This is a genomic window from Lentzea flava (genome assembly GCF_014648475.1).
Classification (GTDB): domain Bacteria; phylum Actinomycetota; class Actinomycetes; order Mycobacteriales; family Pseudonocardiaceae; genus Lentzea; species Lentzea flava.
Genome location: NZ_BMRE01000011.1, coordinates 106,659 through 119,725, shown reverse-complemented (window position 1 = coordinate 119,725; position 13,067 = coordinate 106,659). Strand labels below are relative to the sequence as shown.

The 13,067-nt window shown below is 69.5% G+C and carries 15 protein-coding genes; 14 read left to right on the top strand and 1 reads right to left on the bottom strand.

The window, feature by feature from the left end:
* Window positions 1–111 precede the first annotated feature (111 nt).
* The 12 genes from IEZ09_RS15950 to IEZ09_RS15895 all read left to right on the top strand — a co-directional run bounded on the left by IEZ09_RS15950 (window position 112) and on the right by IEZ09_RS15895 (window position 10,554).
* Window positions 112–1,452 (top strand): MFS transporter, encoded by a 1,341-nt coding sequence (locus IEZ09_RS15950; RefSeq protein WP_229812593.1) that lies wholly within the window; start codon window positions 112–114, stop codon window positions 1,450–1,452.
* Between the two features lie 11 nt (window positions 1,453–1,463).
* A complete protein-coding gene (gene truB, locus IEZ09_RS15945; protein WP_189254468.1) occupies window positions 1,464–2,351 on the top strand; it encodes a tRNA pseudouridine(55) synthase TruB in 888 nt (295 codons plus the stop codon).
* A 9-nt stretch (window positions 2,352–2,360) separates the two neighbouring features.
* Window positions 2,361–2,591, top strand: coding sequence for a hypothetical protein (locus IEZ09_RS15940; RefSeq protein WP_189254467.1), 231 nt, complete (start codon window positions 2,361–2,363; stop codon window positions 2,589–2,591).
* Between the two features lie 49 nt (window positions 2,592–2,640).
* Window positions 2,641–3,573 carry a bifunctional riboflavin kinase/FAD synthetase gene (locus IEZ09_RS15935; protein WP_189254466.1) on the top strand — a complete coding sequence of 311 codons (933 nt, stop codon included), beginning with the start codon at window positions 2,641–2,643 and terminating at the stop codon, window positions 3,571–3,573.
* Between the two features lie 84 nt (window positions 3,574–3,657).
* Entirely contained in the window at window positions 3,658–4,137 is a 480-nt protein-coding gene (locus tag IEZ09_RS15930; protein WP_189254465.1) for a helix-turn-helix domain-containing protein, read from the top strand.
* Complete coding sequence (locus IEZ09_RS15925) at window positions 4,134–4,580, top strand: 2'-5' RNA ligase family protein (RefSeq protein ID WP_189254464.1); 447 nt, start codon at window positions 4,134–4,136, stop codon at window positions 4,578–4,580. Before IEZ09_RS15930 ends, IEZ09_RS15925 begins: the two co-directional genes overlap by 4 nt.
* A gap of 127 nt (window positions 4,581–4,707) precedes the next feature.
* Window positions 4,708–4,977: a 30S ribosomal protein S15 gene (gene rpsO, locus IEZ09_RS15920; RefSeq protein ID WP_189254463.1), complete on the top strand. Its 270-nt coding sequence runs from the start codon at window positions 4,708–4,710 to the stop codon at window positions 4,975–4,977.
* Between the two features lie 229 nt (window positions 4,978–5,206).
* Window positions 5,207–7,447, top strand: a complete 2,241-nt coding sequence (locus tag IEZ09_RS15915) for a polyribonucleotide nucleotidyltransferase (protein WP_189254462.1) — start codon at window positions 5,207–5,209, stop codon at window positions 7,445–7,447.
* A gap of 104 nt (window positions 7,448–7,551) precedes the next feature.
* A complete protein-coding gene (locus IEZ09_RS15910) occupies window positions 7,552–8,844 on the top strand; it encodes a M16 family metallopeptidase (protein WP_189254541.1) in 1,293 nt (430 codons plus the stop codon).
* Entirely contained in the window at window positions 8,841–9,578 is a 738-nt protein-coding gene (dapB, locus tag IEZ09_RS15905) for a 4-hydroxy-tetrahydrodipicolinate reductase (protein WP_189254461.1), read from the top strand. Before IEZ09_RS15910 ends, dapB begins: the two co-directional genes overlap by 4 nt.
* On the top strand, window positions 9,575–10,012 hold the full coding sequence (locus tag IEZ09_RS15900) for a tetratricopeptide repeat protein (RefSeq protein ID WP_189254460.1): 438 nt from the start codon (window positions 9,575–9,577) through the stop codon (window positions 10,010–10,012). Before dapB ends, IEZ09_RS15900 begins: the two co-directional genes overlap by 4 nt.
* A complete protein-coding gene (locus tag IEZ09_RS15895) occupies window positions 10,009–10,554 on the top strand; it encodes a GrpB family protein (RefSeq protein WP_189254459.1) in 546 nt (181 codons plus the stop codon). Before IEZ09_RS15900 ends, IEZ09_RS15895 begins: the two co-directional genes overlap by 4 nt.
* Window positions 10,555–10,558: 4 nt before the next feature.
* Here the strand turns inward: IEZ09_RS15895 and IEZ09_RS15890 are convergent, their stop codons facing one another.
* Window positions 10,559–11,764: a winged helix-turn-helix domain-containing protein gene (locus IEZ09_RS15890; protein WP_189254458.1), complete on the bottom strand. Its 1,206-nt coding sequence runs from the start codon at window positions 11,762–11,764 to the stop codon at window positions 10,559–10,561.
* Window positions 11,765–11,834: 70 nt separating this feature from the next.
* Here IEZ09_RS15890 and IEZ09_RS15885 point away from each other — a divergent pair, with 70 nt between their 5' ends.
* Both IEZ09_RS15885 and IEZ09_RS15880 read left to right on the top strand, forming a co-directional pair.
* Window positions 11,835–12,377 (top strand): GNAT family N-acetyltransferase, encoded by a 543-nt coding sequence (locus IEZ09_RS15885; RefSeq protein ID WP_189254457.1) that lies wholly within the window; start codon window positions 11,835–11,837, stop codon window positions 12,375–12,377.
* Between the two features lie 21 nt (window positions 12,378–12,398).
* Window positions 12,399–12,905: a YqaA family protein gene (locus IEZ09_RS15880; protein WP_229812592.1), complete on the top strand. Its 507-nt coding sequence runs from the start codon at window positions 12,399–12,401 to the stop codon at window positions 12,903–12,905.
* The last annotated feature ends 162 nt before the right edge of the window (window positions 12,906–13,067 follow it).

Sequence of the window (13,067 nt, the reverse complement as noted above, 5' to 3'; positions counted from 1 at the left end):
CCGCCTGATCGGGCGCTGTGTCCGACCTCACGGCATGAAATCGTTACCAAGAAGGTTGTTTAGGCGATGTAACTAATGTCTGCCCGCCTCCGACCTGGGGAGAGTGCCGTCTTGCCGTCGGTCCGCCAAAATGAATTTGGCAGCGCCACCCGTACCTCGTGGCTGATCTGGACCACCGCCGTTTTCGTCTACTTCGCCGCCGTCTTCCACCGCACCACGCTCGGCGTCGCCGGGCTGGAGGCGAGTGAGCGGTTCGGGCTCGGGCCCGCGCAGCTCGGTGTGTTCACCGTGCTGCAGGTCGGCGTCTACGCCTTCATGCAGATCCCCACCGGTCTGCTCGTGGACCGGTTCGGTCCGCGCAAGATCCTCACCTTCGCCGCGTTGCTCATGGGCACCGGCCAGTTGCTCTTCGCCGTCGCGGACTCGTACGCGCTGGGACTGACGGCGCGCGCTGTGCTGGGCATGGGTGACGCGATGACGTTCATCAGCGTGATCCGGATCGTGGCCGCGCACTTCCCGCCACGGCAGTACTCGCTCGTAGTCGCCATCACGGCCGCGTTGGGCGGTGTCGGCAACCTCGTCGCCACCGTGCCGTTGACGCTCATGCTGGGCTCGATCGGATGGACGTGGGCGTTCCTCATCGCGGGCGGGGTGACCGCCGGGTACTCGATCATCGCGTTCCTCAAGCTGCGCGACGTGCCGGACGGGTTCACCGCGCCGAAGCCGGAAGCCGTGCCGCTCGGTCAGATCTGGCCGAAGGTGCGGCAGGCGTGGAGCGTGCCCGGCACGCGGCTCGGGTTCTGGGCGCACTTCAGCACGATGTCGACGCCTGCGGTGATCGGTCTGTTGTGGGGGTACCCGTACCTCGTGCAGGCGCAGGGCATGTCGGCCAAGGCGGCGTCGTCCACGCTCGGATTGCTGGTCATCGGCGCGATCGTGTCCAGTCCGATCGTCGGCGCGTTGTTCTCTCGCAACCCCGAGTGGCGGATGCCGATCGCGGGCTGGTTCCTGGCGTTCGCGCTCGCCGGGTGGGGTGTGCTGCTGCTGTGGCCGGGCGGTCACGTGCCCGTGCAGGTCATTGCTGTCGTGTTCCTCGTTCTGACCGTGGGCGGCCCGATCTCGGGCGTGGCGTTCGCACTCGCTCGCGACTACAACCCCTCGCACCGTCAGTCCACGGCCAGTGGCCTGGTCAACGTCGGTGGCTTCCTCGCGGTGACCGTGGCGGCGCTGGGCGTCGGCGTGTTGCTGGACCTGCTCGAGAACGTCCTGAGCCCGCAGGCGGCGTTCCGCGTCGCGCTCAGCTTCTGCGTTGTCGTGCTGGCGTTCGGTGGCTGGCGGATGCTCGTGTGGTGGCGTCGCGCGCGTGCGGCGGTGTTCGCGGCGGAGGAGCGTGGTGAGACGGTGCCGGTGCAGTTGCGGCGTCGTCGCTGGGACGCTCTGCGCGTCGCCTAGGATTTCGCGCCGTGAAAACCTCTGTAGCACCGGGCCTGGTCGTCGTCGACAAGCCGGACGGCATGACTTCGCACGACGTGGTGGCGCGTGTGCGCAGGATTCTCGGCACCCGCAAGGTCGGGCACGCCGGCACGCTCGACCCGATGGCGACCGGCGTTCTGGTGCTCGGCATCGAGCGCGCGACGAAGCTCCTCGGCCACCTCGCACTGGACAGCAAGGCCTACCTCGCCACGATCGTGCTCGGCGCGTCCACCACGACGGACGACGCCGAGGGCGAGGTCCTGTCCACTGTGGACGCCTCCCACGTCGAGGACGACGCGATCGCCGCCGAGGTGGCCAAGCTGACCGGCCCGATCCAGCAGGTGCCGTCGGCCGTGTCCGCGGTGAAGATCGACGGCAAGCGCGCCTACGCACGGGTGCGCGCCGGTGAACAGGTGGAGATCCCCGCACGGCCCGTGACCGTGCACCGGTTCGACGTGCTGTTCACGCGCCGCGAGGACAAGAACGTTCTGCTCGACGTGATGGTCGAGTGCTCCTCCGGCACGTACGTGCGCGCGCTGGCCCGCGACCTCGGCGCGGCTCTGGGCGTCGGCGGCCACCTGGGCGCGTTGCGGCGCACCAGGGTCGGCCCGTTCGACCTCCGCGTGGCCAAGACGCTCCAGCAGCTGGAGGAGACACCGAGCCTGTCACTGGACCTGGACGCCGCGGTCGCGACGGCGTTCCCGCGCCGCGAGATCGACCCGCGGGAGGCCTCGGCCCTCTCGCACGGGCAACGGCTGCGCGCGGGCGGGTTCGAGGGCACCTACGGCGTGTTCGGCCCGGACGGGCACGTCATCGCGCTGGCGAAGGACGAGGGCGACGCCTGCAAACCCGTGGTGGTGCTGAGCCCGGCCGGTTAGCGTCGGCGCATGCCCGAGTTCGATCCGGACGAGTTGCGGCGTCAGGTTCTCGCCGTGCTCGACGACGATGCCGACTACTCCCGGATCGAGTCGATCGTGGTGGCGCGCAGGGAAGCCGGCGTGCCGGACGACGCCCTGATCAAGGCGCTGACGGACCTCATGCTCGATATGCGTGCGCAGGCCCGCGAGGACGACGACGACTTGGTCGCCGACGTGCTGGACTTCCTCACCGGTTGGTGAACCGAAGTGCGATCGCAGTGGCACCCGTCACGGACGTAGGCTGATCACCGTGCAACGCTGGCGCGGACTAGATCACCTTCCCGGCGGCTGGGGCCGCTGCGTCGTGACGATTGGCGTGTTCGACGGTGTCCACAAAGGTCACCAGGCCCTCATCGGGCGGGCGGTGGCCCTCGCGGAGCAGCGCGGGCTGCCGAGCGTGCTGATGACCTTCGACCCCCACCCGTCCGAGGTGGTCCGGCCGGGCAGCCACCCCGCGCAGCTCACCACGTTGCGGCGCAGGGCGGAGCTGGTCGAGGAGCTCGGCATCGACCACTTCGTCGTGGTGCCGTTCAGCCTGGAGACCAGCAGGATGCCCGCGGACGAGTTCGTGCACGAGGTGCTGGTCGAGAAGCTGCACGCGGCGGCTGTCGTCGTTGGTGAGAACTTCACCTTCGGGCACAAGGCGGCGGGTAACGTCGCACTGCTGCGCCGGCTCGGGCAGCGGTTCGGATTCGTGACCGAGGGGGCTGATCTGGTGTCCGCTGACGAGGTGACCTACTCGTCGACCTACGTCCGGGCGTGCATCGACGCCGGGGACGTCAAGGCGGCGGCAGAGGCGCTGGGCCGGCCGCACCGGCTCGAGGGCATCGTCGTGCGCGGCGACGGGCGCGGGAAGGACCTGGGGTTCCCGACCGCCAACCTGTCGACGCCGAAGTTCGCCGCCGTTCCGGCTGACGGTATCTACGCGTGCTGGTTCACCGACTCCAGGGGGAAGAAGCTCAAGGCCGCGGTGAGCGTGGGGACGAACCCGACGTTCTCCGGGCGGGAGCGGCGGGTCGAGGCGTTCGTGCTGGACGTGGACGAGGACTACTACGGGCAGCGGGTCTCGGTGGACTTCGTCGACCGGCTGCGCGAGATGGTCAAGTTCGACTCCGTCGAGGCCCTTCTCGAGCAGATGCACCGAGACGTAGACCGAACGAGGGAACTGCTGACCGAGTCGTGACCGTCAGATTGGGCGAAGCGGACGTGGGGGCGTCCGCAGGCTGGCAGTATGCGGGTCGGAGTGCGGGCTACGGGAGAGGCTGAGGTGGAGGACCACAAGATCGTGCAGCGCAACCTCGCGCTGCAGCGGGAGTGGTACGGGGAGCCCTTGGGCGACCGGGTGCGCCGGTTGGTCGTTGCCTTCAACGTTTCGCAGGCCCAGCTCGCGGACGTGCTCGGGATCAGCGCGCCGATGCTCAGCCAGGTGATGAGCGGCCGTCGCGCCAAGATCGGCAACCCCGCCGTGCTGGCGCGCATGATCATGCTGGAGCGGAAGGTCCTCACGCCGGACGTCGCCACGGGCGCGCCCGAGGCGTTGCAGCGGGCGCTCGACGACGTGCGCGAGTCCAAGCCGACGGTGTCGCGCGACTCGCTGCCGGTCAACGGCGACGAGAGCGTCGCGTACCCGGTGCTGCGCCGCGTGGCCGACCGCACGGAGCTCCAGCAGGCCGCGGACATGCTGTCCGACGACTTCCCGGCGATCGCGGAGCTGTTCCGGCGGGCCATCCGAGCCGCCTCCAGGTGAAGTACTTCACCGCGCTCTTCCCGCCGCAGCACGTGGTCGACGAGCTGAAGGCCGTGCTCGACCGCACCCACGACCTGGAGTGGACGAAGCCGGAGAAGTGGCACATCACGTTGTGCTTCCACGGCGAAACCGCAGATGAGGGCCGTTTCGCGGCACTCGAGGGCCACGAGGTCCCGCAGCTGAGGCTGAAGGACTTCGGTGACTTCCGCGGCAGGATCCTCTGGGCGGGAATCGACGGCGACTTAAATCAGTTGGCACGGGCAGCGGGCGCCGACGACAATTGGCGGGCGCACCTGACGGTGGCGTACGGGTACCGGGGTCAGCCGATGCCGGCCTTCGAGAGCAGCCCGTGGCAGCCGTCCGAAGCAGTGCTCGTGAGCAGCGCCGATGGCGTCTACACACCCGTGGCTCGGGTGGGGTTGCGCACGTCAGCGCGCCGCTGAGCGCCGTGCCTGATAACCTTCCCAGTTGGGTCTGGCTGCGGTCCGTGGCGGCCAGCACCGGCTACCCCGGCCAGCAATTCGGCGGGCGCGGGGCCGCACGGACCTGAACAAGTAGGAGAACCACCCAGTGGCACTGTCCACGGAGCAGAAGAAGTCCATCCTCGCCGAGTACGGTCTGCACGACAGCGACACCGGCTCGACCGAGGCCCAGGTCGCCCTGCTGAGCAAGCGCATCGCCGACCTCACGGAGCACCTGAAGCAGCACAAGCACGACCACCACTCCCGCCGTGGTCTTCTGCTGATGGTCGGCCGTCGCCGCCGTCTGCTGAACTACCTGACCAAGGTGGACATCAACCGCTACCGCGCGCTGATTCAGCGCCTCGGTCTGCGCAGGTGATACTTGCCGAGGGGGAGTGACCGGCCGGTCACTCCCCCTCGGCGTACAGCCAGGTGTATACAGATCCCTGGTTGAAAGAGGCACAAAACAGGGCCCGCAGCGCGCGAGCAAGTTTCGCCGGTCCTCGGTAGTGGCCCCCTGGTGGAAACGCCCCAGGGGACTTCGATCGAAGACCGGCCTCGTCAAAAACGCGCGTAGCGGTGTCCGAAAGACGAGGAGTAACAAGTAAATGACGGACATCGAGGTCCACGAGGCGACTGCCGTTATCGACAACGGCAAGTTCGGCTCGCGCACCATCCGCTTCGAGACCGGGCGCCTCGCGCGTCAGGCCGCCGGAAGCGTGGTCGCGTATCTGGACGACGACACGATGCTGCTCTCCGCCACGACGGCGTCGAAGCAGCCCAAGGAGCACTTCGACTTCTTCCCCCTCACGGTGGACGTCGAGGAGCGCATGTACGCCGCGGGTCGCATCCCCGGCTCGTTCTTCCGGCGTGAGGGCCGTCCGAGCACGGACGCCATCCTCACCTGCCGCCTGATCGACCGTCCGCTGCGCCCGTCCTTCGTGGACGGTCTGCGCAACGAGATCCAGGTCGTCATCACGGTCATGAGCCTGAACCCGGCCGACCTGTACGACGTCGTGGCGATCAACGCCGCGTCCGCGTCGACGCAGCTCGCCGGCCTGCCGTTCTCGGGCCCGATCGGTGGCGTCCGCGTCGCTCTGATCGAGGGCCAGTGGGTGGCGTTCCCGACCCACGAGCAGCTCGAGAAGGCCGTGTTCGACATGGTCGTCGCGGGTCGTGTGGTCGAGTCGGGCGACGTCGCGATCATGATGGTCGAGGCGGAGGCCACCGAGAACGTGATCGACCTGATCGGCGAGGGCGCTGTCGCCCCCACCGAGGAGGTCGTGGCCGCCGGTCTCGAGGCGTCCAAGCCGTTCATCAAGGTCCTCTGCGAGGCGCAGGCGCAGCTCGCGCAGGTCGCCGCCAAGGAGACCGGTGAGTACCCGACGTACCCGGCCTACCAGGCCGACGCGTTCGAGGCCGTCGAGGCCGCCGCATCCGGCGAGCTCGCGCAGGCGCTGACCATCGCGGGCAAGCACGAGCGCGAGGACAAGCTCGACGAGATCAAGGCCGCCACGCTCGACAAGCTGGCCGAGCAGTTCGAGGGCCGCGAGAAGGAGATCGGCGCGGCGTTCCGCTCGCTCACCAAGAAGCTGGTGCGGCAGCGGATCCTGCGCGACAAGGTCCGCATCGACGGCCGTGGCCTCACCGACATCCGCGACCTGAGCGCGGAGGTGGCCGTGATCCCGCGGACGCACGGTTCGGCGCTGTTCGAGCGCGGCGAAACCCAGATCCTGGGTGTCACCACGCTGAACATGCTGCGCATGGAGCAGCAGATCGACTCGCTGTCTCCCGAGACGCACAAGCGCTACCTGCACCACTACAACTTCCCGCCCTACTCGACCGGTGAGACCGGCCGCGTGGGTTCGCCGAAGCGCCGCGAGATCGGCCACGGCGCACTGGCCGAGCGTGCGCTCATGCCGGTGCTCCCGAAGCGCGACGAGTTCCCGTACGCGATCCGCCAGGTGTCCGAGGCTCTCGGCTCCAACGGCTCGACCTCGATGGGCTCGGTCTGCGCGTCGACGTTGTCGCTGCTCAACGCCGGTGTCCCGCTGAAGGCCCCGGTCTCCGGCATCGCGATGGGCCTCGTGTCCGACGAGGTCGACGGCGAGACCCGCTACGTGGCGCTGACCGACATCCTCGGTGCCGAGGACGCGTTCGGCGACATGGACTTCAAGGTCGCGGGCACCAAGGAGTTCGTGACGGCGCTGCAGCTCGACACGAAGCTCGACGGCATCCCGTCCGAGGTGCTGGCGCAGGCGCTGGGCCAGGCCCGCGACGCGCGCTACACCATCCTGGAGGTCATGGCCGAGGCCATCTCCGAGCCGGACGAGATGAGCGCCTTCGCGCCGCGCGTGACGTCGGTCAAGATCCCGACCGACAAGATCGGCGAGGTCATCGGCCCGAAGGGCAAGATGATCAACTCGATCACCGAGCAGACCGGTGCCGACATCTCGATCGAGGACGACGGCACGATCTACGTCGGTGCGGCGGACGGCCCCTCGGCCGAGGCCGCGATCGGCATGATCAACGCGATCGCGAACCCGCAGCTGCCGAAGGTCGGCGAGCGCTTCCTGGGCACCGTGGTGAAGACGGCCGCGTTCGGCGCGTTCGTCTCGCTGCTGCCCGGCAAGGACGGCCTCGTCCACATCTCGAAGCTGGGCAACGGCAAGCGCATCGCGAAGGTGGAGGACGTCGTCAAGGTCGGCGACAAGCTCCGCGTCGAGATCGCCGACATCGACCAGCGCGGCAAGATCAGCCTGGTCGTGGTGTCCGACGAGGACGCCGCGAAGCCGGCTGAGGCGCCTGCTGCCGAGGAAGCTTCCGCTGAGGCGGCTCCCGCGCAGTGAGCGTGACAGACAAGGCGACGGCCGCGGGTGCATCCACCCGCGGCCGTCCGCGTACCGGACGGTTGGGGCACCTCCAGCGGCCGGGCAGCACGCGGGTGCTCGAGATGTCCGCGGGGTCCGAGGTGCGGCGCAGCATGCTGTCCTCGGGCCTGCGGGTCATCACCGAGCGCATCCCGGGCGTGCGGTCCGCCTCGGTCGGGCTGTGGGTGCAGGTCGGGTCCCGCGACGAGCGGCCCGAGGTGGCGGGTGCCGCGCACTACCTGGAACACCTGCTGTTCAAGGGAACCGCGCGCCGGTCGGCCGCCGCCATCGCCGAGGAGATCGACGCGGTCGGCGGCGAGCTGAACGCGTTCACCGCCAAGGAACACACCTGCTACTACGCGCACGTCCTGGACGAGGACCTGCCGCTGGCGGTCGATCTCGTCGCGGACGTGGTGTTCGAGGCGATCTGCGGTCCGCGTGACTTCGAGACCGAACGCGGTGTCGTGATCGAAGAGATCGCGATGCGCGACGACGACCCCGAGGACCTGCTGCACGACGCGTTCATCGAGGCGTTGTTCGGCGGACACGCGCTGGGTCGTCCGGTCCTGGGCACCGAGAAGTCCATTCAGGACATGGAGAGGGACAACCTCTACTCGTTCTACAAGAAGAACTACACGTTGCCGCGCATGGTGTTCGCGGTCGCGGGCAACATCGAGCACGCGCACGTGATGCGCCTGGTGCGCAAGGCGATCGGCGACCGGCTGTCGCGAGCGGGCACCGCTGTCGCACCGCGCAGCGGCCGCGCGCGCATCGCCGACGCCCGCAAGCTGGTGCTGCACACCGACGACACCGAGCAGGCGCACCTGATGCTCGGCATGAAGGGCCTTGACCGCCACGACGAGCGCCGGTTCGCCCTGAACGTGCTGAACGCGGCCGTCGGCGGTGGCATGAGCTCGCGGCTGTTCCAGGAGGTGCGCGAGCGGCGAGGCCTGGCCTACCAGGTGTACTCGTCCGTCGGCATGTACGCGGACACCGGCACGTTCTCCGTCTATGCGGGCTGCCAGCCCGACCGCCTGGGCGAGACCGCCGGCGTGATCCGCGAGGTGCTCGTGGACGTTGCTCGCGGCGGTCTGTCCGACGCCGAAGTGGCGCGGGGCAAGGGACAGCTGCGCGGTGCTCTCGTGCTGGGCCTGGAGGACACCAGCTCGCGGATGTCGCGCATCGGCAAGTCCGAACTGAACTACGGCGACCACCTGAGCGTCGAGGCGACGCTCGCCAGGATCGACGAGGTCTCCGCAGAAGAAGTGGCGTCGCTCGCACGTGATCTGCTGCGCCGTCCCGTCGCCGCGGCGGTGGTCGGCCCCTACGATCACGCCGACGATCTGCCGGACCAGGTACACGAGGTGATTGCATGATTCGCGTCGGAGTTCTCGGCGCGCGGGGCCGCATGGGTTCCGAGGTGGTCCGCGCGGTCGAGGCCGCGAAGGACATGGAGGTCGTGGCCGCGATCGACGCCGACGACCCGTTGTCCGGACTCGTGGACGCCGGTGCCGAGGTCGTCGTCGACTTCACGCACCCCGACGTCGTGATGGGGAACCTGGAGTTCTGCATCGCGAACGGAATCCATTGCGTGGTGGGCACTTCCGGCTTCGATCAGTCGCGTTTGGACGCGGTCGCCGCACTGCTCGCGGACCAGCCGTCCGTCGGCGTGCTGATCGCGCCGAACTTCGGCATCGGCGCCGTGCTGCTCATGCGCTTCTCGGAGATCGCGGCCCGCTACTACGAGTCGGCCGAGATCATCGAGCTGCACCACCCGCGCAAGGCCGACGCCCCGTCGGGCACCGCCGCTCACACGGCCCGCCTGATCGCGGCGGCGCGTTCCGGGATGGACCCGATGCCCGACGCGACCACGCAGGAGGAGCCGGGCGCCCGCGGCGCGGTCGTCGACGGCGTGCGCGTCCACTCGCTGCGGATCTCGGGCATGATCGCGCACCAGGAGGTCGTGTTCGGCGGCGAGAGCGAGACCCTGACCATCCGGCAGGACTCGCTGCACCGCACGTCGTTCATGCCGGGCGTGGTGCTGGGCGTGCGCGAGGTCGTGTCCCGCCCAGGCCTGGCCGTGGGCCTCGACAAGTACCTGGACCTGTGAAGGTCCGGCTCACCGTCGGGCTGCTGATCGCGGCCCTCGCGGTCTACTTCGTCCTGCTCGCCGGTCGCGCGGTGGCCCTGCTGCAGACCGGTGAGCTGGTCGGAATCCTGCTCGGCGTCGGCGTGCTGATCCTGCCGCTGCTGGGCGTGTGGCTCGTCTACTCGAACCTGCGCTTCGGCTGGCAGACCGAGAAGATGGCCCGCGAGCTCGACGCGGACGGCCTCCTGCCGGACGCCTCACACCTGCCCCGACGCCCGTCCGGCCGCGTGGACCGCGACGCCGCGGACGCGTGGTTCGAGGAGCGACGGGCCGAGGTCGAGGCCTCGCCGGACGACTGGCGTGCCTGGTTCCGGCTCGCGTACGCCTACGACATCGCGGGCGACCGCGGACGGGCGCGCGAGACGATGCGCAAGGCCATCGAGTTGCACTCGTGAGCGAGGACGCCCCGGCGTGGGCTCACGAACGGGCCGAGGTCCGTCCGCACGACCCGCGCTGGATCGTCCGTGCCGAGGCCGAGTGCTCGCGGCTGGCTGATCTGCTGGCGCCGTGGGTGGTCGACGGTGTGGAGCACATCGGGTCGACGGCGGTGCCTGGCCTGGCTGCCAAGCCGATCGTGGATCTGATGGTCTCGGTGGCCGACCTCGACGCCGTTGTCGCGCAGGCGTCCGGCCTTCTCGTGGCGGAGGGCTGGGTGTACGTGGCTCCGGAACTAGATCGGCGTCCATGGCGCCGGTTCTTCGTGAAGCCGGACGCGTCGGGGCGACGGCGTGAGGCGCACCTGCATCTGGTCCAGGCCGGGCATCCGAGGTGGACCGACCAGATCCGGTTCCGGGACGCACTGCGCAACGACGCCCGCCTGGCACGGGCCTATGAGGACTTGAAGCAGCGGTTGGCGACGGAGAACGGGCACGACCGCGAGGCGTACACGGCGGGCAAGGCGGCCTTCGTGGCGAGCGTCCTCGCCGGAACCGCCTGAGCGGTCAGCCCTTCGCCACCGCCACCGCCAGTTCTGCGGCCAGATCCCCCTTCTGCACCACGAGAACGTCCTCCAGTCCCAGCCAGTCGGCCATGTGCCGCAGCTCCCCGGCCAGCTCGGCGGCGACCCGGCCGCGCTCCACGCCCTCCTCCGCGAACGCCGACTGCACGCGCAGCACACCGGCCGCCCGGTCGGCCTTCAGGTCCACGCGGCCGACCAGCTGCCCGTCCAGCAGGAACGGGAACACGTAGTAGCCGTGCACTCGCCGGGGCTCCGGCACGTAGATCTCGATGCGGTACCGGAAACCGAAGATCCGCTCGGTGCGGGCGCGCTCCCAGATCAGCGGGTCGAACGGGCACAGCAGCGCGCGGCCCTCCACCCGGCGGGGTGCCTTCGCCTCGACGTGGCGGTAGCCGGTGCCGCGCCAGCCGTCGACCGCCACCGGCTCCAGCACGCCCTCCTCCACCAGGGAGGCCACGGCGGCCTGCGAGCGGCGCGGGTCGAGGCGGTAGTAGTCGCGCAGGTCCGGTTCGGTGGCCACGCCCAGGGCCACCGCGGAACGGCGGACCAGTTCGCGGGCGCCCTCTTCCGGCGTCCACTTCTGCGCGAGGACGTCGGGCGGGATGACGCGTTCGGTCAGGTCGTAGAGGCGCTCGAAGCCGCGGCGGGTGCCGGTGGTCAGGACGCCGACGCCGAACAGGACCTCGCACACGCGCTTGACCTCGGACCAGTCCCACCACGGGCCCTTGGCGCGGCCCGAGTCGCCCACCAGGGCCTTCTCCAGGGCGCCCGCGCCGATCGGGCCCAGCTCCTTGATGGCGGAGAGGACCTCGTCGACGAGCTGGGGAGAGCGTTCGAGAACGGTCTGGTAGTGCTGCCACCAGCCACGCTTCTTCGCGCCGGAGTGGAACAGCGGCCAGTCGAGGATCGGGACCAGCGACGCCTCGTGGGCCCAGGTTTCGACGAGCAGGCGGGGTTTGCGCGCGGAGTGGGTCCAGGCCGCCTCGTCGAGCAGCGCGGGGTCGTAGGCGCCCAGGCGGGAGAACAGCGGCATGTAGTGGGCGCGCACCGCCACGTTCACCGAGTCGATCTGCAGCAGCTGCACGCGCGAGAGCACCCGTTGCAGGTGCCTGCGGGTGGCCGCGGCGGGCCTGGAGTCGGTGAAGCCCTGGGCGCCCAGGGCGATTCGGCGTGCTACGTCCGCGCTCATCCTCTGCACGTGGGCGATGTTGCCACGCACCCCTGACATTTCTCCGACGCGGCGTCGATAAGGTGCGGTTATGGCCGACGCCGGCGTGCACATCGCCACCGCTGCTGACCTTTCGGAGATCGTCCGGATCCATCGGGAGACGTGGCGGCTCGCGTACTCCCAGCTGTTGCCGCGGGAGGTGCTGGACACGCTCGACACCGACGAGGCGTGGGCGATGGCCGTCCAGCAGCAGGCGGTGCTCAAGGCGACCGAGGGGGAGTGGATCGTCGGCTTCGTCGTGGCCAGCAAGGCTCCGCACGACGAGGTGGCCAAGGCGGACGGTTCGCTGCCGGAGGACGCGGAGACGACCGCGGTGCTGAGCGTTCTCGTCGAGCCGCGCTGGGGGAGGCGTGGTCACGGCACGCGGCTGGTGGCCGAGGCGTGCAGGCGCCTGCAGGAAGGCGGTGCGACGCGGGGGATCGCGTGGGTGCCGGAGGCCGACAAGGCGTCCCGCAACTTCTACGAACGGCTGGGCTGGTCGGGTGACGGCACGGTGCGCACATTGGACGCAGGCGGGCGTCCGTTGCGCGAAATCCGGGTGTCGGGGCCGCTGACCGTCCGACTCGACTCCTGAGTTCTGTGTAGCCTCGGCCGGGTGCTCGCCTTGGTTGGCCTCACCTTCGGGGTCGCGTTCGGCTCGGCGCTCGTTCCCTTCATCAGCATCGAAATGTGGGTGGTGGGTGTCGGCGCGCGCTGGCCCGGTGTGTCCTGCTTCGTCGTCGGTCTCGTGGTGGCCGTCGCGCAGGTGCTCGGCAAGCTGCTGTACTTCTACGCGGCACGAGGCGACATCAAGCTGCCGAAGTTCCTGCACCGCAAGGAAAAGGCCAAGCCGTCACGGCTTCAGCGCTGGTTCGGGCCCGGCACGCGCGCGCACCGCTGGGGCGAGTGGATCCACGTGAAGTGCAGGGCGCACCCGAACTGGATGGCCGGCACGCACGCGGTGAGCTCACTGGTCGGGGTGCCGCCGTTCATGGCGACGAGCGTGCTCGCCGGGCTCGCGGGGATGTCGACGGCGATGTTCATCGTGACCGGCATGGTGGGCCGCTTCGCGAGGTTCAGCTTCCTCGCGGCCTCACCGGCCATGGTCATGGCCTGGTTCTAGTGGCTGAGGACGATCGACGCCGTCACGGACAACGCGATCACGAGCGCGGCAACGGTGATGCGGGCTGAATCGAGCACGAACTTGACCGTATCGATCTGCCGCCTACGAAAGCCAGGCGCAAACGGGTGAGAGCCGGATGATCTGGCTCTCACCCGCCGGTTT